Origin of the sequence: Mycobacterium sp. smrl_JER01, from assembly GCF_048513595.2 — a bacterium.
Classification (GTDB): domain Bacteria; phylum Actinomycetota; class Actinomycetes; order Mycobacteriales; family Mycobacteriaceae; genus Mycobacterium.
In genome coordinates this window covers 1,037,503-1,059,465 of the sequence record NZ_JBLXXK020000001.1, presented here as the reverse complement: position 1 = coordinate 1,059,465, position 21,963 = coordinate 1,037,503, and the positions used below count along the sequence as shown (strand labels likewise).

Sequence of the window (21,963 nt, the reverse complement as noted above, 5' to 3'; positions counted from 1 at the left end):
GCCAGCTCGCACCGGTTCGTTTTCAGGCCCGCAGTAGGCTGAACGCGATGGCGCTGCACCTTCATCGGGCCGACCGCACCGACCGGCTCGCCGACGGCCTCGCCGCGATGCTGGCCACCCCACCCGACGATCCCTTCGCCGAGGACCTGGTGCTGGTGTCGGCACGGGGCACCGAGCGCTGGCTCAGCCAGCGCCTCTCCCACGTCCTGGGTCGCGGCCGCGGACAGGACGGCGTGTGCGCCGGGGTCACCTTCCGCCACCCGCGCTCGCTGATCGCGGAACTGACCGGAACCGACCGGGCCGATCCGTGGTCGCCGGACACCATGGTGTGGCCGCTGCTCACCGTCATCGACAACTGCATCGCCGAGCCGTGGTGTGCCACGCTGGCCACCCACCTCGGCGAGTTCGCGCACGGCGAGGAGAAGGCGTTGCGTCGGGGCCGGCGGTATGCCGTGGCGCGCCGTCTCGCCGGTCTTTTCGACTCCTACGCCCGGCAACGGCCCGACCTTCTCGTGGACTGGATTCAGGGTCGCACCGAGGACCTCGACGACGACCTGCGCTGGCAGCCCGAGCTCTACCGGGCCCTCGTCGACCGTGTCGATGCCGTCCCGCCGCATGTAAGGCACGCCGAAACGGTTGCAAGGCTGCGGGAATCGCGCTGCGATCTCCCGGACCGACTCTCGCTGTTCGGGCACACCCGGCTGCCGGTGACCGAGATCGAGTTACTGGAGGCGGTCAGCACCCACCACGACCTGCACCTGTGGCTACCGCACCCGAGCGCGCAACTGTGGGACGCGCTGGGCGATCTCACCGGTGCGGTGGCCCGCCACAAAGATGCCTCCCACCGTCTCGTCGGCCACCCGCTGCTGGCGACTCTCGGGCGGGACCTGCGCGAGCTGCAGCGCCTGCTGCCCGGCGGTGCGCGCACCGACCATTGCCTCGGATCGTCCGAACATCCCGACACCCTGCTGGGCTGGCTGCAGGCTGACATCGCAGCCAATACCGTTGGCCGGCAGGGCCGTTCGTATCGGCCGGACGACCGCTCGGTGCAGATTCACAGCTGCCACGGCGCGGCCCGCCAGGTCGATGTGCTGCGCGAGGTGCTGCTCGGCCTGCTCGCCGACGATCCGTCCCTTGAGCCCCGCGACATCCTCGTGATGTGCCCCGACATCGAGACCTACGCGCCGCTGATCGTCGCCGGGTTCGGCCTGGGTGATCTCGTCGACGGTGCCCATCCCGCCCATCGCCTGCGGGTCAAGCTCGCCGACCGCGCGCTCACCCAGACCAACCCGCTGCTGGGCGTGGCACGGCGACTGCTGGGTCTGGCCGGTGGGCGCGCCACCGCCAGTGAGGTACTCAACCTGGCCGAGGCGGCACCGGTGCGGTCGCGGTTCGGCTTCTCCGACGACGACCTGGACGCGATCGGAGACTGGGTGCGCGAGGCGAACATCCGCTGGGGATTCGACCGGGACCACCGTCGTCCCTTCGGCGTCGACTTCGTGCAGAACACCTGGCGGTTCGGGGTCGACCGGGTCCTGGCCGGCGTGGCGATGTCCGACGACTCCCATGTCTGGTTGGACACCACCCTGCCCCTCGACGACGTCAGCAGCAACCGGGTCGAGCTCGCCGGACGTCTCGCCGACTACGTCGAACAATTACGGATGGTGGTCGAATCCCTTTCCGGCACCGCCTCGTTGAACAGTTGGTTGACCACTCTGCGGGACGGCCTCGGCGCGCTCACCGCCGTCGCCGACGACGATCTGTGGCAGTTCAGCCAGGTGGAGCGGGAACTCAACGCGATCCGCACCGACGCCGGCGGTCACGCCGACGTCGAGTTGCAACTCTCCGATGTGAAGGCGTTGTTGGACCGTCACCTTGCCGGCCGTCCGACCCGCGCCAACTTCCGCACCGGCACCTTGACGGTGTGCACGATGGTGCCGATGCGGTCGGTGCCCCACCGGGTGGTCTGCCTGATCGGCCTCGACGACGGGGTCTTCCCCCGCGTCGGTGTGGTGGACGGAGACGACGTCCTGGCCCGTGAGCCGATGACCGGGGAACGCGATCCGCGTTCCGAGGACCGGCAGCTGCTGTTGGACGCGATCGCTTCGGCCACCGAGAAGCTGGTGATCACCTATACCGGTGCCGACGAGGTCAGCGGCCAGCGCAGACCACCCGCTGTTCCGGTGGTGGAATTGCTCGACGCGCTCGACGTCACCACCGCGGCCGCGGTGCGCGACACCGTTCACATCGAACACCCGCTGCAGCCCTTCGACGTCGACAACGTCACGCCGGGCAGACTGGGCACGGCACCGCAGCAGCCGTTCACCTTCGATCCGACCGTGCTGACCGCGGCTCGGGTCGCGGCCGGGCACCGCGCACCCCGCCCGCATCTGCTCGGCGCGCCGCTGCCCCCGCCGGCCCCCGACGACGTCGCCCTCGACGAACTGATCGGGTTCTTCAAGGACCCGGTGAAAGGGTTCTTCCGCGCACTGGACGTCACGCTGCCCTGGGACGTCGACGCGGTCCAGGACGCCATGCCCGTCGAGATCGACGCGTTGCAGGAGTGGAAGATCGGCGACCGCATGCTCGACGACATGCTGCGCGGTATGACCGCGGCGCAGGCTCAGCAGGCCGAATGGCGGCGCGGCTCGCTGCCGCCGGGTCGCCTCGGTTGGCGTAAGGCCCAGCAGATCACGGCGCGTTCCGCCGCGCTGGCGGCGGCGGCCCGGCAGCACCGCTCGCCGCAGCCCAGCGCGGTCGACGTCGACGTCTCGATCGGTCCGACCCGCCGCGTCACCGGCACGGTGCCCAGGCTCTACGGCGGACGTCTGGTGTCCGTGACGTACTCGAAACTCGACGGAAGACATCTGCTCGAATCGTGGATTCACCTGGTGGCGTTGACCGCTGATCACCCCGGCGGGGATCGTTCAGCGGTGTGCATCGGCCGTGGCGGGCGCGGAGGTGACGGTGTCCGGCAGCGCCTACTCGGCCCTCCGGAGTCCGCGGTGGAGGTCCTGCGTGATCTGGTCGCGCTCTACGATGCGGGCCGCCGCGCACCGATCCCGTTGCCGCTCAAGACATCTTATGCGTGGGCCGAAACCGAGTACCACCGGGGGACGCCGGCCCGGGAGGCCGGCTGGAAATGGAAGACCGGACGATTCCCGGGTGAGGACTGCGAACCCGCACACGTCAGGGTGTGGGGTCCGAACTTTCCGCTGGACGGTTTGGTCGCCGCCGGGTTGCCCGACTTCGCGGCACGGCTGTGGTTGCCGGTGCTACGCGCCGAGCGGGCGGCGCCGTGATGGAACCGTTCGATCTGCTGGGTCCGTTGCCGGGTCCGGGAACCACCACGGTGCTGGAGGCCAGCGCGGGCACCGGCAAGACATTCGCGCTGGCGGGCCTGGTCGCCCGGTATGTCGCCGAGGGCGTGGCCACCCTCGATCAGATGCTGTTGATCACGTTCGGGCGGGCAGCCAGCCAGGAGTTGCGCGAGCGGGTGCGTTCCCAGATCTCGGATGCGGTCCGGGCATTCGACGATCCGGCTGATGCGGCCGACAACCCGGTGATCGCTCATCTGCTCGCCGGCAGCGCCGACGAGCTCGCCGCGCGCCGGCAGCGGCTGCGGGACGCGCTGGCCGGTTTCGACGCCGCGACGATCGCGACCACGCACCAGTTCTGTCAGCTGGTGCTCAGATCGCTGGGGGTGGCCGGCGACACCGACTCCGGGGTCGAGCTGGTGGAGAGCCTCGACGATCTGGTGACCGAGATCGTCGACGACCTCTACCTCGCACATTTCGGGCAGGACCGCGACGAACCGCTGCTGTCTTATGACGCCGCCCTGAGCCTGGCGCGCGAGGTGGTCGGCAACGCCCACGCCGAGCTTCGTCCCGCCGATCCGCCTCCCGGATCGGACCCGTTCGTGCGGGTGCGGTTCGCCAGGGCGGTGTGCGCGGAGCTTGAGACGCGTAAACGTCGTCTCGGCATCCTGCACTACGACGATCTGCTGGCGCGGTTGGCCGGCGCGCTGCAGCCGGCGGACTCGGCGGCCCGGTCCCGGATGCAGCGCCGTTGGTCGATCGTGATGGTCGACGAGTTCCAGGACACCGACCCGGTGCAGTGGCAGGTCATCGACTGCGCGTTCAGCAAACGGTCGACCGTGATCCTCATCGGTGATCCGAAGCAGGCGATCTACGCCTTCCGCGGCGGTGACATCGTCACCTATCTGCACGCGGCGGCGACGGCCGGCGCGCAGCGGACACTGGGCACCAATTACCGCAGCGACGGGCCGCTGGTCGAGAGTCTGCAGGCCGTCATGCGCGATGCGCAGCTCGGCGACCCGCGCATCGTGGTGCGCCGGGTCGAGGCCGACCACCGTGAGCACCGCCTGCAGGGCGCACCGCGCAACGCGCCGTTCCGGTTGCGGGTGGTCACCCGGGAGCAGTTCGGCACGCGGCCCGATCGCGTGATCCCGATCGACACCCTGCGCCAACACATCCCGGCGGACCTGGCCGCCGACGTCGCGGCGCTGTTGGCCGGCGGGGCGCAGTTCTGCGACCGGCCGCTGCAGCCCGGAGACGTCGCGGTGATCGTGGAGAGCCACCGCGACGGGCACGCGTGTTTCGCCGCGCTGACCGCGGCCGGTGTGCCGGCCGTGTACACCGGCGACTCCGACGTCTTCGCCTCCCCGGCCGCCGAGGATTGGCTGTGCCTGTTGGAGGCCTTCGATCAGCCGCACCGGCCCGGCCTGGTGCGGGCGGCGGCCGCCACAATGTTCTTCGGCGAAACAGCCGAAACCCTTGCCGCCGAGGGCGACATGTTGACCGACCGGGTCGCCGAGACGCTGCGGCAGTGGGCCGATTTCGCCCGGGAGCGCGGCGTGGCCGCGGTGTTCGAAGCCGCGCAGCTGCGCGGAATGAGCGCGCGGGTGCTGTCCTGGGTGGACGGTGAGCGGCACATGACAGACCTCGCGCACCTGACCCAGGTGCTACACGGCACCGCGCACCGCGAACACTTCAGCCTGCCCGCGCTGCGGGACTGGCTGCACACCCAGCGCGACGAACGCAGTGGCGCCGTCGAACGAAACCGCCGTCTCGACAGCGACGCGGCGGCGGTCCAGATCATGACGGTCTGGGTGAGCAAGGGTCTGCAGTTCCCGGTGGTGTATCTGCCGTTCGCGTTCAACCGCAACGTCCAGACCCGCGAGGTGGTGACGTTTCACGACGGTGACACCCGGTGTCTGCACATCGGCGGCGAGCGCAGCCCCGATCATGCGGCCGCCCAACAGCAGGGCCGCCGCGAGGCGGCCGGCGACGACGTCCGGCTCACCTACGTCGCGATGACCCGGGCACAGTCTCAGGTGGTGGCGTGGTGGGCACCGTCGAACGACGAACCCAACGGCGGGTTGTCGCGGTTGTTGCGCGGCCGCGCACCCGGGGACACCGCCGTCCCGGACCGCTGCGATCCCCCGCGGATCGACGATCCGGACGCCATGGCGCTGCTACGCGCATGGGCCGACGCGGGCGGCCCTGTCCTGGAAGAGTCGGTTATCGCGCCGGCTGCCGCGGTCGAATTGCCGCCGCCACCGGCACATCTGGATGTTCGGCACTTCCACCGGCACATCGACACGACGTGGCGACGCACGTCGTACTCGGGTCTGATCAGGGCCGCAGAAGCCGATCAGGCGGCGGGGGTGACCAGTGAAGCGGAGGTGGTCGAACTCGACGACGAGGCCGGTGAGGTTCCGGTGGGCGAACCCGACCGGAGCACCGACGACAGGGATCGGGTGCCGTCACCGATGGCCGACCTTCCGATGGGCGCCACCTTCGGCACGCTGGTGCACGCGGTACTGGAGACGGCCGATCCGTTCGCCGCCGACCTGTCCGCCGAGCTGGAGTCCAAGGTGCGCGAGCACTCGCTGTGGTGGCCCGTCGGCGTCGCACCCGCCGAGCTGGCCGCCGCGCTGGTCCCGATGCATGACACCTCGCTCGGTCCGCTGGCATCTGGGACCACACTGCGGGCGATAGGACTGCGAGACCGGCTGCGGGAGATGGATTTCGAGTTCCCGCTCGCCGGTGGCGACCGCCGCGCCGGCGGCAACCGTGCCCCCACTACCTTGTCCCCCACGACCTCGGCCCCCACGATCTCGCTTGCCGACGTCGGGCAGCTGCTGGCCGAACATCTGCCGGCGGCAGATCCGCTGGCTCCGTACGCCGAGAGGCTGACCGGCGCCGCGCTGGCCGCCCAGTCGCTGAAGGGATACCTGACCGGGTCGCTGGACGTCGTGCTGCGGATCGACGGGCGCTACCTGGTTGTCGACTACAAAACCAACTGGCTGGGCGATCCGTCCCGCCCGCTCACCGCGGCGGACTACGGACCGGCCCGGCTGACCGAGGCGATGCTGCACTCCGACTATCCGCTCCAGGCTCTGCTGTACTGCGTTGTGCTGCATCGCTTCCTGCGCTGGCGACAGCGCGGTTACCGGCCGGATCACCACCTCGGCGGGGTGTTGTACCTTTTCGTACGCGGGATGTGCGGCCCCGACACCCCGATCACCGACGGCCATCCCGCCGGGGTGTTCAGCTGGCGACCACCCGCGTCGCTGGTCGAGGCGCTGTCGGATCTGCTGGACGCGGGCAGACCATGACGTTCGACGCGTATGCGGAACTCTTCGAGCCCGCTGATCTGCGTGTGGCACAACGGCTCTGCGCGTTGACCCAGGATCGTGACGACCGGGTTGCGCTGGCCGTGGCGTTGGCGGTGCGGGCCCTGCGCGGTGGATCGGTGTGCGTGGACCTGCGGGAGATCGCCGCCCAGGTCGGCATACCCGAGCTCCCGTGGCCGGCACCGGCGCAGTGGGTGGATGCCGTGCAGGCCAGCCCGCTGGCGAAGGAAGGTGTGCTGCGGGTGCACTCGGACCCGTCGACCGATCTGCTCTACCTCGACCGCTACTGGCGCGAGGAGCAGCAGGTCTGCGACGACGTGCTGGCCTTGCTGGGCGGCCCGCCACGGGGTCCCGTCCCCGGGCTCGGGCGACTGTTTCCCGACGGCTGGGAAGAACAGCGCGCGGCCGCCGAAGTCGCGTTACGACAGTCGCTCACCGTGCTCACCGGCGGTCCGGGCACCGGCAAGACCACGACGGTGGCGCGCCTGCTCGCCGCGATCGCCGAGCAGGCCGAGGTCGCCGGCGGCGCACCACCGCGGATGGCGTTGGCCGCGCCCACCGGCAAGGCGGCGGCCCGGCTGCAGGACGCGGTGCACGCCGAGGTCGGCAGGCTCGCCGTGCTCGATCAGCGCCGGCTGTCCGGGCTGCAGGCGACCACGCTGCACCGGCTGCTGGGCAGTCGGCCGAACACCTCGTCGCGGTTCCGTCATCACCGCGACAACCGTCTCCCGCACGACGTCATCGTCGTCGACGAGACCTCGATGGTGTCGTTGACGATGATGGCCCGGCTGTTGGAGGCGGTGCGGCCGGACGCCCGCCTGGTGTTCGTCGGTGATCCCGACCAGTTGGCGTCGGTGGACGCGGGCGCCGTTCTGGCCGACCTGGTGGAGGGCTTGGGCTCCGACGGTGTGGTCGAGCTCAAGACCCCGCACCGGTTCGGCGAGACGATCGGTGCGCTGGCCCACGCAATCCGCGCCGGGGACGGCGATGCCGCGGTGCAGTTGCTCCGCGACGGCGGGGACGCGGTGGCATGGCTGGACACCGAGGACCCGGAGGAGGCGCTGCGGGTGCCGCTGGCGGACCGCGCGGACGAACTGCGCCGGGCCGCCGTGCTCGGCGATGCGGGCGCCGCGCTCGCGGTGCTCGACGGTCACCGGCTGCTGTGTGCGCACCGCCGCGGCCCGTTCGGGGTGACGCAGTGGAACCGGCGCGTGGAACGCTGGCTCGCTGACCGCACGGGACAGCCGCAGTGGTCGCAGTGGTATCCCGGGCGGCCACTGCTGGTCACGGCGAACGACTACGGTCTGGGCGTCTACAACGGTGACACCGGGGTCGTGGTCGCAGCCCCGGACGGCCTGCGGGCCCATATCGGCGCGCTGCGGTTCGCCCCGAGTCGGCTCGGCGAGGTCGAGACGATGTTCGCCATGACGATCCACAAAGCGCAGGGCAGTCAGGCCGACGACGTCACCGTGCTGTTGCCGACGCCGGACTCGCGGCTGTTGACCCGCGAGCTGTTCTACACCGCGGTCACGCGCGCCAAGAAGCACGTCCGCGTCGTCGGCACCGAGTCCGCGGTGCGCGCGGCGATCGAACGCCGTGCCGTCCGCGCATCCGGGCTCGCGCCGCGGCTGCGCGCCCGGCGCTGAGGCGTCGTGTAACGCACGGCGCGCACGACCACACCCACTTTCAGATGCCCGACTATCGAGAAAGTGCAGGCCCCATCATGAACAGCACCACCGTCGTGAACAGCACAACCGCCAAGGTCACTGCCGCCGTTGCCGCCGCTCTGACCGCCGCACTGGTGAGCTTTGCGCCCCCCGCCGCGGCCGCGCCGATGCCCGGCGGCGACGCCGCGGAAACCATCACCATGCTCGAGGCGGCGGGCAATCGGGTGATCGTCAACCGCCTCTCCGATACCCCGGTGGACCAGGCCGACGTGGTGAGCATCTATCGCGGTCCGGCACTGCGTGACACCATCCGCGACGACCGCTACGACCACACCTACCAGCGGACGGTGGTCGGCCACGTCTACTACCTCGACATCCGCTGAGGCGTGCCGGCCACGCCGGCCCGCTGACCACTGCAGAAGGGGCGCCCCGGCCGGGGCGCCCCTTCTGCGTGTACCGATCGTCACCGAACAGTCGCTATTTTGTCGGTGAGCCGATGTCGGCTCACACGACGATCGGAGAGATCCTTGCCTGATGCGAGTTGACGGGCCACATGCGGGTTGACGGGCAGGACGTCACGGTTTCGGGCAGCCTGCTGCAGCCGTTGACCCGACGCACCAACGACATCCTGCGCCTGACCCTGTCGGGCGTGTTCCTCGTCGTCGTGGTCACCAGCTCGCTGATCACCCGCTACGAGTGGGAGACGCTGGAGCGGTCCATCTCCGAGATCGTCGGTGTGTTGAGCCCGACGCAGTCCAACATCGTCTATCTGGTCTACGGTGTCGCGATCCTGGCGCTGCCGTTCATCATCCTGATCGGGCTCATCGTCTCCCGGCAGTGGCGGATGCTGGGCGCGTACGCCGCCGCCGGTGTGATCGCGTTGCTGGCGTTGTCGATCACCGGCAACGGCATCGCCGCACCCAAGTGGCATTTCGATCTCAACGACCGTCTCGACACGGTGCTGTCCCAGTTCCTCGACGACCCCCGGTGGATCGCGATGCTGGCGGCCGTGCTCACGGTGTCGGGTCCGTGGCTGCCTGCGCGATGGCGTCGGTGGTGGTGGGCGCTGCTGCTGGCGTTCGTACCGATCCATCTGGTGGTCAGTGCGGTGGTGCCGGCACGCACCCTGCTCGGGCTCGCGGTCGGTTGGTTCGTCGGTGCGCTCGTGGTGCTCGTGGTCGGCACTCCTGCTTTGGAGGTACCGCTCGACGGGACGGTGCGCGCGCTGGCGCGGCGGGGGTTCCGGGCCACGGCGCTCAATGTGGTGCGTCCGGCGGGCCGTGGCCCGTTGGTGTTGCACGCCATCAACGGCAGTGGCTCCGACGAGGCGCCGTCGACGGTGATCGTGGAACTGTACGGGCCACACCAACGCGGCGGCGGATTTCTGCGGCAGTTCTGGCGCAAGTTGCGGCTGCGCGACAGTGAGACCGCTCCGCTGCAGACCTCGATGCGCAGGGCCGTCGAACACCGCGCGTTGATGGCGCTGGCGGTCTGCGACCTGGGCATGTCGAACACCGCGCCGATCGCGGTGGCGACGCTGGACCGCGGGTGGACGGTGTATGCACACAAGCCGGCCCGCGGGACACCGATCGACGAGTGTGTCGAGAGCACTCCGGTGGCGCGGGTGTGGGACTCGTTGGCCGTGCTGCACAGCCAGCAGATCTCGCATGGCGACCTGCGCGCCAAGTCGATCACGGTGCTCGACGGCACCCCACTGTTCGGTGGCTTCATTCACGCCGAGTACGGCGCCTCCGACGCGCATCTGCACACCGACATCGCGCAGCTGTTGATCACCACGACCGATCTGTACGGCGCCGCCGAATCCGTCGCCGCGGCGATCACGGTGTTCGGCTTCGAGCCGGTGCTGGCCGCGTCCCGCCGACTGACGAAGACGGCGCTGCCCAGACGCGTCCGAATGGCGGTGCCGGACGCGGGCGCCACGATGTCGACGATCCGCGATGAGGTGAAGCGCCAAACCGGTGCCGATCAAATCACGACCGCGACGATCACGCGGTTCACCCGCAACCAGCTCATCCAGATGGTGCTGCTGGTGGCGCTGGTGTATGTCGCCTACCCGTTCATCAGCTCGGTGCCGGTGTTCTTCTCCGAGCTGAGGTCGGCGAACTGGTGGTGGGCGCTGGCCGGTCTGGCGGTGTCGGCACTGAAGTACCTGGGCGCGGCGGCGGCGTTGTGGGCGTGCGCGGACGGACTGGTCAGCTTCCGCCACCTCACCATCATGCAGGTTGCCAACACGTTCGCCGCCACGACCACACCGGCCGGGGTGGGTGGTCTGGCGTTGAGCACCCGGTTCCTGCAGAAGGGCGGGCTGGGCGCGCTGCGCGCCACCACGGCTGTGGCTCTGCAACAGTCGGTTCAGGTGCTCACCCACATCACGCTGCTGATCATCTTCAGCACCGCGGTGGGGATTTCGGCTGATCTGTCCCGGTTCGTGCCGAGCGCCACTGTGCTGTATCTGATCGCCGGTGCGGCTCTCGGGGCGGTCGGGGTTTTTCTGTTCGTACCGAAGCTGCGGCGCTGGCTGGGCACCGCCGTCCGACCGAGGCTGCAGGAGGTCCTCAACGACCTCAAGGCGCTGGCCCGGGAGCCTCGGCGCCTGGCAGTCATCGTATTAGGTTGTGCGGCAACCACTCTCGGTGGAGCACTGGCTCTGTGGGCGAGTATCGAAGCGTTCGGCGGTGACACCAGCTTCGTGACCGTCACCATCGTGACGATGATCGGCGGAACGCTCGCGTCGGCTGCCCCGACCCCCGGAGGCGTCGGCGCGGTGGAGGCCGCTCTGATCGGCGGCCTGGCCGCGTTCGGCGTTGCGGCCGCGGTGGCGGTGCCGGCCGTGCTGCTGTACCGGATCCTGACCTGCTGGCTGCCGGTGTTCATCGGCTGGCCCACGATGCGCTGGCTGACCCGCAAGAACATGATCTGACGCCGACGAAACGCGCCCGCTACCGCGGGTAATCTCCTCGAAACGCGCCCGTGGTTTCCTCTCATCAGACGATGTTTCATCGCAGAGATCACTCTGGAGGGTCCATGACGAGTACCGCCGCCCCCACCTTTCTGGTGACATCAGGCTTCTGGCAGAAGCTTCCGCAGATGCCGCTCGAGCAGTACCCGGGCACCGAAGGCTTCATCGACGATGTCTACGCCAATCCCGACGGGGTGCCGATGTGTTCGGGCTACTTCGAATTGCGCAACACCGATGCCGCACTGGACTACTACTACGACTACGACGAGATGAAGATCGTGCTCGAAGGTGAGTTCCGGCTGGAGAACCCCGACACCGGCCAGGTCCAGATCGCCAGGGAGAAGGACGCGATCTTCTTCCCCAAGGGTTCGCGCATCCTGTTCTCCACGCCGGACCGGGCGCTCGCCTTCTACGTCGGCTACCGGTCGTTCGCGCCCTGAACGCCTTGTGGTGGAACTCTTCCGGGTGGCACCCGGGTCGGTGACCGCCGTTGCGGTGTTCGGTGGTGACCGGTTCGACGTGATCGACCAGTACGGCCGGCAGCCCGCGGAACTGACGGTGCTCGCCGACGATCCACGGGCGGTCGCGGGTGCCCGCGCCGATGCCGCCGCGACGGTGCTGCGCGGCCTGGTTCCCGGGCCCGACGAGAACGGTTACGCGGCGGCGCGCATCCTCTCGCTGCTGTCGAAACACGCTGTTGCCCAGACATCATCGACGGCCACCCGGTTGTTCGATGGGCGTTCGCCGGCCGGGTCCCGGGTCGGCTTCACGGTGGACGCCGACGCCATGGTGTTGATCGGCGCACCGGCGCACCCGATGGCCGTCACCGACAGCGAGCCCAACCCCCCGTCGGAGGTACGCGTCGAGGTCCACCGGGCCGACCCGCGACGACCCGAGGCCCGGGAACTTCCGGCGCCGTTGGCCGAACCGCTGTGGGATGCCCGAATCGATGCCGCCACCGCGTGCTCCTACCAGGTCAAGACCGGTCAGTTCATCCAGATCATCGATGTGGCCGGACGCCAGTGCTCGGATTTCCTCGCCTTCGACGCTCGCGCGTTGGCCGATGGGCGCGAGTTCGGGCTGGACGCGACGACCACCAGGACGGTCGGCGGCGGCGCCTACCCGCAGCCGGGCCTGTCCGGGCGGTTCTTCGATTCGCGGGCGCGCCCCCTCGTCGAGGTGGTGCGTGACACGGTGGGCCGGCACGACACGTTCGCCCTGGCCTGCACGGCGAAGTACTACGCCGACATGGGCTATCCCGGCCACGTCAACTGCACCGACAACTTCAACGCCGCGCTGTCCGGGTTCGGGGTGGCCGCGCGACCGGGTTGGCCGGCGTTGAACCTGTTCTACAACACCGCATTCGACGCCCGTCATCAGCTGATCACCGGGGAACCCTGGTCCAGGTCGGGCGACTACGTGCTGCTGCGCGCCTGCACGGATCTGGTGTGCGCCTCGTCGGCCTGCCCGGATGACATCGACCCCGCCAACGGATGGCTGCCGACCGACATCCATCTCCGCGTCTACGACTCCACCAGGAGGTTCTCTGTGGCGGTGGGACACCGGCTGACGCCGGATTCCGAGCCGGTGCTGACCAAGCCCACGGCCTTCGCCTCTCGGACCGGTGCGATGACCACCAACTTCACCGAGTATCAAGGCTATTGGCTGCCCAACAGCTTCGACAACCACGGCCCGCACCAGGAGTACTGGGCGTGCCGTGAGCGGGTCGCGGTGATGGATCTGTCGGCGTTGCGCAAGTTCGAGGTGCTCGGCCCGGACGCCGAGGCGCTGCTGCAGGGCACCCTCACCCGCGACATCCGCCGGCTGGCCCGCGGTCAGGTCGTGTACTCGGCGATGTGCACCGAAACCGGCGGCGTGCTCGACGACTGCACGGTACTGCGGCTCGGGGACGACAACTTCCGTGTCATCGGCGGCGACCCGTACGACGGCACCTGGTTGCGCACCCAGGCTGAACACCTCGGACTGCAACGGGTGTGGATCAAGGACTCCAGTGATCACCTGCACAACCTGGCAGTCCAGGGCCCCGCGAGCCGAGACCTGCTCGCCGACCTGATCTGGACCCCGCCCGCTCAGCCGGCGCTGCGCGATCTGGGGTGGTTCCGGTTCCTGATCGGTCGGCTCGACGGGCCCGACGGCGCACCGCTGCTGGTATCGCGGACCGGGTACACCGGCGAGCTGGGATTCGAATTGTGGGTGCATCCCGCCGACGCCGAAACACTGTGGGACCGGCTGTGGCAGGCCGGAGGTCCCTACGGGTTGACGCCGCTCGGTCTCGAAGCCCTGGAGATGCTGCGCGTGGAGGCGGGCCTGGTGGCGGCAGGCCACGAGTTCGACGAGCAGACCGACCCGTTCGAGGCCGGCATCGGGTTCACCGTCGCGCTCAAGACCAAGGCCGACGACTTCGTGGGACGCGCTGCGCTGTCGGAACGCAGGGCCCACCCGCAGCGGGTCCTGGTCGGTCTCCGGCTGGACGGCAACGAGACCGCTGACCACGGCGACTGCGTACACGTGGGTCGTGCCCAGGTGGGGGTGATCACCAGCGGCGTCCGATCACCGGTGCTGCGCGCCACCATCGCGTTGTGCCGCATCGCCGTTCAGCACGCCGCACCGGGAACCCGAGTGGAGGTCGGCAAGCTCGACGGTCATCGCAAACGCATCCCGGCGACCGTCACCACCATCCCGTTCTACGACCCCGACAAGACCCGACCGCGCTCGTGACCTCATCAAGGAGGAATTCATGTCCCGGACCGCTGTGATCGGTGCAGGCCCCTGCGGCCTGGCCCAACTGCACGCTTTCGAACAGGCTCGTCTCGACGGGGTCGACGTCGGGGAGGTCGTGTGCTTCGAGAAGCAGAGCGACTGGGGCGGGTTGTGGAATTACACCTGGCGCACCGGGCTGGACGTCCACGGCGATCCGGTGCACGGCAGCATGTACCGCTACCTGTGGTCCAACGGACCCAAGGAGTGCCTGGAGTTCTCCGATTACACCTTCGACGAGCATTTCGGCGGGCCGATCCCGTCGTTCCCGCCGCGCGAGGTGCTCTTCGACTACATCGCGGGCCGGGCCAAGAAAAGCAGCGTGCGCCAGTTCATCCGGTTCGACACCGCGGTGCGGCACGTGTCCTTCGACGACGCCGCGCAGACGTTCGCCGTCACCGTCGAGTCCTGGGAGTCCGGTGAAAGCAGGGTTCGCACCGAGGCTTTCGATCACGTCATCGTGGCCACCGGCCACTTCTCGGTCCCGAACGTGCCGGAGTATCCCGGCTTCGCGTCGTTTCCCGGCCGCATCCTGCACTCGCACGACTTCCGCGACGCGCTCGAGTTCTCCGGTAAGGACCTGCTCATTCTCGGCAGTAGCTACTCCGCCGAGGACATCGCGCTGCAGTCCGCGAAGTACGGTGCCGCCTCGGTCACCATCGCCTACCGCAACAACCCGATGGGGTTCGGCTGGCCCGACGCTGTCTCCGAGGTCCCGGCGCTGCAGCACGTCGACGGCCGCACAGCGCACTTCGCCGACGGCACCAGCCGCGACGTCGACGCGATCATCCTGTGCACCGGCTACCGGCACCACTTCCCGTTCGTCGATCCCGAGCTGAGGCTCACCACGACGAACAACCTCTACCCCGCCGGCCTGTACAAGGGCCTGGTGTGGAAGGCCAATCCGAAGCTGATCTACCTCGGCATGCAGGACCAGTTCTACACCTTCTCCATGTTCGACGCGCAGGCGTTCGTCGCCCGTGACGTGGTGCTGGGCCGGTTGCCTCTGCCGGGGGCCGAGGCGATGGCCGCCGACGTCGCGGCGTGGCTGGCCAGGTACGCCGAGGTGGACGGGGTCGCCGCGCAGATCGATTTCCAGACCGACTATGTGCGCGACCTGATGGCGTTGACCGACTATCCCGATTTCGACCTGGAGCTGGTGCGTCAGCACTTCGTCACCTGGGAGCACGACAAGGAGGTCAGCATCACCGGTTACCGCGACCGATCGTTCGCCTCGCCGTGTACCGGCACGGTGGGGCCGCCACCACACACCACCTGGTGGGATGAACTCGACGACAGCCCGGCGCGGTTCCTGCGCCCCTGATCTGGTCCGACCCGGCCTTTTGATCGCGGTGAGACAAACCCGCGACCCGGACGCCGCGCAACGGGCACCATTTCGCGGTGATTCCCGTGACCCGTCCCAGACCCGGCCGCCGTGACTGCACCGGACCGGCGGCACCGTGACGCTCACCCTGCACTGGTTCCTGCCGACCTACGGTGACAGCCGCCTGATCGTCGGCGGCGGCCACGGGACGCCGGCCGGCGCGGCACACAGCGACCGCGACGCCTCCATCGACTATCTGGCATCCATCGCCCGCGCCGCGGAGACGTTCGGTTTCACCGGTGCACTCATCCCGACCGGCGCGTGGTGTGAGGATGCCTTCATCACGGCGGCGCTCCTGGCCAGGGAGACGACATCACTGGCTTTTCTGGTGGCGTTCCGGCCCGGTTTGGTGAGCCCGACCTTGTCGGCCCAGATGGCCGCGACATTCGCCCGCCACGCACCGGGACGCCTGCTGCTCAACGTGGTCGTCGGCGGGGAGGCTCACGAACAACGATCGTTCGGCGACTATCTCGACAAGGACGGCCGCTACCGGCGGTGCGACGAGTTCCTGGAGGTGGTCACCCGGTTGTGGGCCGGCGAGACCGTGTCCTTCGACGGTGAGCACATCCGCGTCGACGAGGCCGCCTTGGCGACCCTGCCGGCCCCGGTGCCACCCTTGTACTTCGGCGGCAGTTCGGCCGCGGCGGGCCCGGTCGCGGCTCGCCACGCCGATGTGTACCTGACCTGGGGAGAGCCGCCGGACGCGGTGCGCCGCAAGGTTGAGTGGATCCGGGACTTGGCCGATCGGCAGCACCGCACCGTGCGCTTCGGTATCCGGCTGCACACGATCACCCGGGACACCTCCGACGCGGCCTGGTCGGAGGCGGACAGGCTGGTCGGCGCCCTGGACGAGGCCACCGTCGCCAACGCCCAGAAGGGCTTGCACCGCAGCGAATCCGAGGGGCAGCAACGGATGCTGGCCCTGCACGAGGACAACCGCGCCAACGGTACTTGGCATGATGCCCGCTCCCTGGAGGTCGCGCCGAACCTGTGGGCGGGGGTCGGTCTGGTCCGCGGTGGAGCGGGCACCGCCCTGGTCGGCAGCCACCACGAGGTCGCCGACCGGATCGGCGAGTACGCCGACGCCGGGATCGACGAGTTCATCTTCTCGGGCTATCCCCACCTGGAGGAGCTGTTCTGGTTCGGGGAAGGCGTCCTACCGATCCTGCGGGAGCGCGGACTGTTCAGCGGCGGCAGCCACGCTCCGGCAGCCGCCTCGATTCCCTTCGTGGGCTCGCCGCGATGACCCGCATCGAGTCCGGCGACGCGGCGCTCGACATCGCGGCCAAGCTCGCCGCCGAATTCGAATCCGAAGCCGGTGAACGAGATGCCCGGCGGCAGTTGCCCCACGAGCAGGTGCAGGCCGTCAAGGCGTCCGGTCTGCTGGCGATCACGGTGCCGACGGAGTACGGCGGCATCGACGCGTCCGCCGCGGTGGTGGCCGAGGTCTTCCGGCTGATCGCCCACGCGGACCCCTCGCTGGCACAGATCCCCCACTCCCACTTCACGTTTCTGGAGGCCCTGCGCCTGCAGGGCACCCACGAGCAGAAGGCACACTTCTACCAGCAGGTGCGGTCGGGGGCACTGTTGGCCAACGCGCAGTCCGAGCGGGGCCCGAACCCGATCGACGTCGACACCACGACGCTGACGGCACGCCCGTCCGGGGACTACGTGTTGTCCGGTCGGAAGTTCTATTGCACCGGAGCGCTTTTCGCCGACTGGGTGCTGGTGCGGGCGTCATTGAGCGATGGTTCCGACGGACCGCCCACCGCGTCCACACCGAAGGCCGTCGCGTTTGTCAGGCGCGGCACCGAAGGCGTCGAGGTGGTCGACGACTGGGACGGCATGGGTCAGCGCACCACCGCGTCGGGGACGGTGACCCTTCACGAGGTGCTGGTACCCGCGGCACATGTGCTGCCGTTCTCGCCGATCTTCGCCGAGCCGACGACCTATGGGGCACGGGCACAGCTGTGGCACAGTGCGATCGATGTCGGTGTGGCCACCGGGGCGCTCGCCGCAGGGGTTCGCCAGGTTGGCCTCGCCAGGCCGCATTTCGAAGCGCGCACCGAAACCGCGGCGCAGGATTCGACGCTGGTCAACCTCGCAGGCGAGCTGACGGTGGCGGTGCGCGGGGCGCAGGCGCTGCTCGCCGAGGCCGCGCGGCGGGTCGACATCGCCGGCCACCAGCCCTCCGCGCAGGCCGCGGTGACCGCGTCGATCGCCGTCGCGGTGGCCAAGGTGGCCGCGGTCCGGGCGGCACTCGACGCCGCCAACGGCCTGTTCGAACTGGGCGGCACCCGAAGCACGGCTGCGTCGGCCAATCTGTCGCGGTTCTGGCGTGACGCGCGCACCCATACACTGCACGACCCGACGCGCTGGAAACTGCAGCACATCGGCCGGCACACGCTGTCCGCCACACCGCCGCCGCGGCACGGTCAGATCTAGCGACCCGGCTGGGCTCGGCTCACTCTGGGGCGCGCACGAGCAGCGAGCCGGCACGGTTGCGATGCGACCGCGCACCGGACAGCATCGGGGGTATGAGCCGAGGATCTGCAGCCGAAGCCCAGCGGTCGGTCGAAGATGCCGAGTTCGCCGGCGCCGCGCACGCCCGTGGTCGCGCCGAGATCCTGGCGGCGTTGCGCACCACCGCCTCCGGTCTGTCATCCGCCGACGCCGCGCAGCGACTTACCGAGACCGGCCCCAATCGGTTGCCCGCTCCCCCGCACCGGTCGCCGCTGGTGCGATTCCTCGCGCAGTTCAACAACGTGCTGATCTACATCCTGATGGCCGCCGCGGTGCTCAAGGCGATCCTGGGCAGCTGGGTCGACGCCGCCGTCATCGGTGCCGCGGCGATCATCAACAGCGTCGTGGGATACCTGCAGGAGGGCAAGGCCGAGAAGGCACTCGACAGCATCCGCGACATGCTGTCGGTTTCGGCGCGGGTGCTCCGCGACGGGCAGTGGATCGATGTCGACGCCGAGACGCTGGTTCCCGGTGATGTGGTGCGCATCGGGTCGGGTGACCGCATCCCCGCCGACCTGCGGTTGTTGGAGGTCAACAACCTACGGGTCGAGGAGTCGGCGCTGACCGGCGAATCAGTTCCTGCGGCCAAGAGCGTCACCCGGGTGGAATCCGAGGCCGGGATCGGTGACCGCACCTCGATGGTGTACTCCGGCACCATCGTGGCGGCCGGCACCGGTGTCGGAGTGGTGACGGCAACCGGCACGGCGACCGAGATCGGCCGCATCCAGACCCTGATCTCCGAGGTCGAGGGCATCGACACTCCGCTGACCCGCAAGTTGGAGCAGTTCGGCCGCCAGCTGTCGGTGCTGATTTTGGTGATGGCCGCGGTGATGCTGATCATCGGCCGGCTGATCCACCAGTTCACCGTCGAGGAGCTCATCTCGGCGGCGATCGGTTTCGCGGTGGCCGCCATCCCGGAAGGTCTGCCCGCCGTCGTCACGGTGACGCTGGCTCTCGGTGTGCAGCAGATGGCCCGCCGCAACGCCATCACCCGCAAGCTGCCCGCGGTCGAGGCGCTCGGTTCGGTCAACGTGATCTGCTCGGACAAGACCGGAACGTTGACCCAGAACGAGATGACGGTACGTACCGTTGTCACCGCCCGTCACCGCTATACCGTCACCGGGGCGGGGTACGCCCCGCACGGCGACGTCGAACTCGACGGCGCGGCAGCGAGTTTGGAGGACCACCCGGACCTGGTCGCACTGGTGGTCACGATGGCCCAGTGCAACGACGCGCGGTTGAGCGACACCGACGGTCATTGGCGGGTGGTCGGCGAACCCACCGAGGGCGCGCTGCGGGCACTGGCACACAAGGCCTTCGGGGAATCCGGAGCGGACGCTCCGATGCGCCGCCTCGCCGAGATTCCGTTCGAATCGGCGCACAAGTTCATGGTCACGCTCGACGAGGCACCGGACGGGCACCGCTGGCTGCACGTCAAGGGGGCCCCGGATCGCCTGTTGGAGCGGGCGAGCACCCAGTCGCGTGGCGGTGTGACCGAACCGGTGGACCGCACCTTCTGGCACGCCCGCGTCGACGAGCTCAGCGCCCAGGGACTGCGCGTACTCGCGGCGGCCAGACGCCCGGCGGGCGCGGCCGAGGGTGTGCAGATCTCCGACGTCGACGACGGTCTGGAGTTCGTCGGAGTGGTCGGGATCGTCGACCCACCCCGCCCGGAGGCCATCGCCGCGATCGCGAACTGCCACAGCGCCGGCATCCGGGTGAAGATGATCACCGGTGATCACATCGGCACCGCCACGGCGATCGCGCGCGAGATGGGCATCGTCGAGGGCAGGGAGCCGACCGCGCTGACCGGCGCCGACCTGCAGGAGATGAGCCAACCGCGGCTGCGCGAGGTGGTCGGTGACGTCGACGTCTTCGCACGCACCAGTCCCGAGCACAAGCTGCGCATTGTCAGCGCGTTGCAGGCCGAGGGCGATGTCGTCGCGATGACCGGGGACGGTGTCAACGACGCACCGGCGCTGACCCGAGCCGACATCGGGGTGGCGATGGGGGTCAAAGGTACCGAGGCCACCAAGGAAGCCGCCGGCATCGTGCTGGCCGACGACAACTTCGCCACCATCGAGCGGGCGGTCGAGGAGGGCCGCCGGATTTACGACAACATCCGCAAGTCCGTGTTGTTCCTGTTGCCCACCAACGGTTCTCAGTCGTTGGTCATTCTCGTCGCGGTGCTGTTCGGTTTCGCGCTGCCGCTACAGCCGGTGCAGATCCTGTGGGTGAACCTGGTGACCGGGGTGACGCTGGCGCTGGCGCTGGTGTTCGAGAAGGCCGAGGACGGTCTGATGACGCGCCCGCCGAGACCCGCAACCCAGCCGGTGGTGCGACTGGCCGATGTGTCGATGATCGCGCTGGTCTCCGTCCTGGTCGCCGGTGCCGCGTTGGCGATTTTCTTCATCGGCCGCGCCAACGGCTACCCGTTGGAGGTCGCCCAGACCGCCGCGGTGAACATGCTGGCGATGGGACAGCTGGCTTACCTGTTCAACTGCCGGTTCGTGTCGGGCACGAGCCTGCGTCCGGCCGCGTTGCGCGGCAACCCGTGGGTGTGGCGGATGGCGGCGGTGCTGCTGGCATTGCAGTTGGTGTTCATCTACACGCCCTTCATGAACGCCTGGTTCCATTCGGCGCCGATCACGCTGCTGGGCTGGAGCGTCGCGCTGGGCTTGTCGGTGGTGATCTTTTTGATCGTGGAGGCGGCCAAAGCCGTGGGTCACCACCTCGGGTACTGAGGCAGTTCAGCCTGAGCCTCGGGTACTGAGGCGCTCGGGGTGCGCTCGGGCGATCAGCAGGCGACGCCGGCGAAGGCCGCTCCGGCGACGAGTGCGATCACCAGGGCCACTGTCGGCATCCCGCTGAACAGCGCGACCACGACTCCCGCGACCGCTCCGATCAGCAATGCCACCATCAGCAGAGCGAGCACCCAGTTGACCGAATTGGACGCGTGCGCCGCGCGGTGCGATTCGACAGCCTGTGGGACCATCGCACTCTCGCCCATACCGACCATGTCCGTCCTCTCTGTGATGACGGACACAATATATCGTGCCGATGAGCTAAATCACATCAATGACGGCGAGGTTGTGACCTAGTCGTCAAATTCGAAAGCCCAACTAACAGAACTGATGAGCGCAGCTAATCGCAATCGGTGTTCCGGTAGGTTGGTTCCCGGTGAACTTCGCGGGACTGGCCGTGCTGATGGCGGTCGTGGTGACGTCGGTGGCTTGCGCGTCCGCCGTCGACGCGCCGACGACACCGGCGGCATCCGCGCAGCCTCCCTCGTCGTCTCCGCCGTTGCCGCCGGAGACCTTCCGCACCGTCACCCCGCCGCCCCCTCCGCAACCGCGGCCGCCCGAGGTGCGGTCGGTCACCGCGGCCGATCTCGGGACGACATGGCGGCCCGGCTGTCCGGCGGCCCCGGAGGTGCTGCGGCGCGTCGATCTGGACTTCTGGGGGTTCGACGGGCAGACCCACCGCGGCAGTCTGGTGGTGCATGAGGAGCTGACCGCGCAGGTCATCGACATTTTCGGCGAACTGCACCGGTTGCGGTACCCGATCGAGAAGATGCGCACCGTCGATGCCTACCCGGACGCCGACGACGAGTTGTCGATGCGCGACAACAACACCTCGGCCTTCAACTGTCGCGACATTCCGGGCACCGGAAGCTGGTCGTGGCACGCCTACGGCCGCGCCGTCGACGTGAACCCCAAACTCAACCCGTACATCGACCGCAACGGCGGCGTCGAGCCGGCCAATGCCGGCCCGTGGGTGGACCGCTCCCGAACCGACCCGGGGATGCTGCACGACGGCGATCCCGCCGTGCTGACGTTCACCGATCGCGGATGGACCTGGGGCGGCCACTGGCGAACCCCGCTTGATTACCAGCACTTCGAATTCACCTGATTCTCTCAGGGTTCCGCGCGAGTATGTCCATTACGTGACAAGTCGAATACGTGGACCC

At 69.0% G+C, this 21,963-nt stretch carries 13 protein-coding genes; 12 read left to right on the top strand and 1 reads right to left on the bottom strand.

All coding sequences use genetic code 11. The features are described from left to right. Positions 1-47 precede the first annotated feature (47 nt). The 11 genes from recC (at position 48) to ACNUDN_RS04960 (ending at position 20,737) form a co-directional block, all read left to right on the top strand. On the top strand, positions 48-3,302 hold the full coding sequence (gene recC, locus ACNUDN_RS05010) for an exodeoxyribonuclease V subunit gamma (RefSeq protein WP_419120927.1): 3,255 nt from the start codon (positions 48-50) through the stop codon (positions 3,300-3,302). Next, entirely contained in the window at positions 3,302-6,643 is a 3,342-nt protein-coding gene (recB, locus tag ACNUDN_RS05005) for an exodeoxyribonuclease V subunit beta (RefSeq protein ID WP_419120926.1), read from the top strand. The genes recC and recB overlap by 1 nt, the downstream gene beginning before the upstream one ends. Further along, on the top strand, positions 6,640-8,307 hold the full coding sequence (recD, locus tag ACNUDN_RS05000; protein WP_419120925.1) for an exodeoxyribonuclease V subunit alpha: 1,668 nt from the start codon (positions 6,640-6,642) through the stop codon (positions 8,305-8,307). The genes recB and recD overlap by 4 nt, the downstream gene beginning before the upstream one ends. Before the next feature lie 77 nt (positions 8,308-8,384). Continuing rightward, entirely contained in the window at positions 8,385-8,711 is a 327-nt protein-coding gene (locus ACNUDN_RS04995) for a hypothetical protein (protein ID WP_419120924.1), read from the top strand. 170 nt (positions 8,712-8,881) lie between these two features. Further along, complete coding sequence (locus ACNUDN_RS04990) at positions 8,882-11,269, top strand: lysylphosphatidylglycerol synthase transmembrane domain-containing protein (RefSeq protein ID WP_419120923.1); 2,388 nt, start codon at positions 8,882-8,884, stop codon at positions 11,267-11,269. Between the two features lie 104 nt (positions 11,270-11,373). Further along, a complete protein-coding gene (locus ACNUDN_RS04985) occupies positions 11,374-11,748 on the top strand; it encodes a EutQ-related cupin domain-containing protein (protein WP_419120922.1) in 375 nt (124 codons plus the stop codon). A gap of 10 nt (positions 11,749-11,758) precedes the next feature. Beyond that, positions 11,759-14,047, top strand: coding sequence for a trimethylamine N-oxide demethylase (locus tag ACNUDN_RS04980; protein WP_498450146.1), 2,289 nt, complete (start codon positions 11,759-11,761; stop codon positions 14,045-14,047). A 19-nt stretch (positions 14,048-14,066) separates the two neighbouring features. Beyond that, positions 14,067-15,410: a trimethylamine monooxygenase gene (locus ACNUDN_RS04975; RefSeq protein ID WP_419120920.1), complete on the top strand. Its 1,344-nt coding sequence runs from the start codon at positions 14,067-14,069 to the stop codon at positions 15,408-15,410. A gap of 136 nt (positions 15,411-15,546) precedes the next feature. Next, on the top strand, positions 15,547-16,716 hold the full coding sequence (locus ACNUDN_RS04970; RefSeq protein WP_419120919.1) for an LLM class flavin-dependent oxidoreductase: 1,170 nt from the start codon (positions 15,547-15,549) through the stop codon (positions 16,714-16,716). Continuing rightward, positions 16,713-17,915 (top strand): SfnB family sulfur acquisition oxidoreductase, encoded by a 1,203-nt coding sequence (locus ACNUDN_RS04965; RefSeq protein ID WP_419120918.1) that lies wholly within the window; start codon positions 16,713-16,715, stop codon positions 17,913-17,915. The genes ACNUDN_RS04970 and ACNUDN_RS04965 overlap by 4 nt, the downstream gene beginning before the upstream one ends. Positions 17,916-18,007: 92 nt before the next feature. Then, complete coding sequence (locus tag ACNUDN_RS04960; RefSeq protein WP_419120917.1) at positions 18,008-20,737, top strand: cation-translocating P-type ATPase; 2,730 nt, start codon at positions 18,008-18,010, stop codon at positions 20,735-20,737. 53 nt (positions 20,738-20,790) lie between these two features. Here the strand turns inward: ACNUDN_RS04960 and ACNUDN_RS04955 are convergent, their stop codons facing one another. After that, the gene (locus tag ACNUDN_RS04955; protein ID WP_419120916.1) at positions 20,791-21,039 is read right to left on the bottom strand and encodes a hypothetical protein; all 249 of its coding nucleotides are present in this window, start codon (positions 21,037-21,039) and stop codon (positions 20,791-20,793) included. Positions 21,040-21,173: 134 nt separating this feature from the next. Here ACNUDN_RS04955 and ACNUDN_RS04950 point away from each other — a divergent pair, with 134 nt between their 5' ends. Continuing rightward, positions 21,174-21,905 carry a M15 family metallopeptidase gene (locus ACNUDN_RS04950; protein WP_419120915.1) on the top strand — a complete coding sequence of 244 codons (732 nt, stop codon included), beginning with the start codon at positions 21,174-21,176 and terminating at the stop codon, positions 21,903-21,905. Positions 21,906-21,963 lie beyond the last annotated feature (58 nt).

Bases quoted from the DNA above. Each gene is read 5' to 3' on its own strand.
- ACNUDN_RS04985 (WP_419120922.1), top strand. From the start codon at position 11,374: ATGACGAGTACCGCCGCCCCCACCTTTCTGGTGACATCAGGCTTCTGG.
- ACNUDN_RS04975 (WP_419120920.1), top strand. From the start codon at position 14,067: ATGTCCCGGACCGCTGTGATCGGTGCAGGCCCCTGCGGCCTGGCCCAA.
- recC (WP_419120927.1), top strand. From the start codon at position 48: ATGGCGCTGCACCTTCATCGGGCCGACCGCACCGACCGGCTCGCCGAC.
- ACNUDN_RS04990 (WP_419120923.1), top strand. From the start codon at position 8,882: ATGCGGGTTGACGGGCAGGACGTCACGGTTTCGGGCAGCCTGCTGCAG.
- ACNUDN_RS04995 (WP_419120924.1), top strand. From the start codon at position 8,385: ATGAACAGCACCACCGTCGTGAACAGCACAACCGCCAAGGTCACTGCC.
- recB (WP_419120926.1), top strand. From the start codon at position 3,302: ATGGAACCGTTCGATCTGCTGGGTCCGTTGCCGGGTCCGGGAACCACC.
- ACNUDN_RS04965 (WP_419120918.1), top strand. From the start codon at position 16,713: ATGACCCGCATCGAGTCCGGCGACGCGGCGCTCGACATCGCGGCCAAG.
- recD (WP_419120925.1), top strand. From the start codon at position 6,640: ATGACGTTCGACGCGTATGCGGAACTCTTCGAGCCCGCTGATCTGCGT.
- ACNUDN_RS04960 (WP_419120917.1), top strand. From the start codon at position 18,008: ATGAGCCGAGGATCTGCAGCCGAAGCCCAGCGGTCGGTCGAAGATGCC.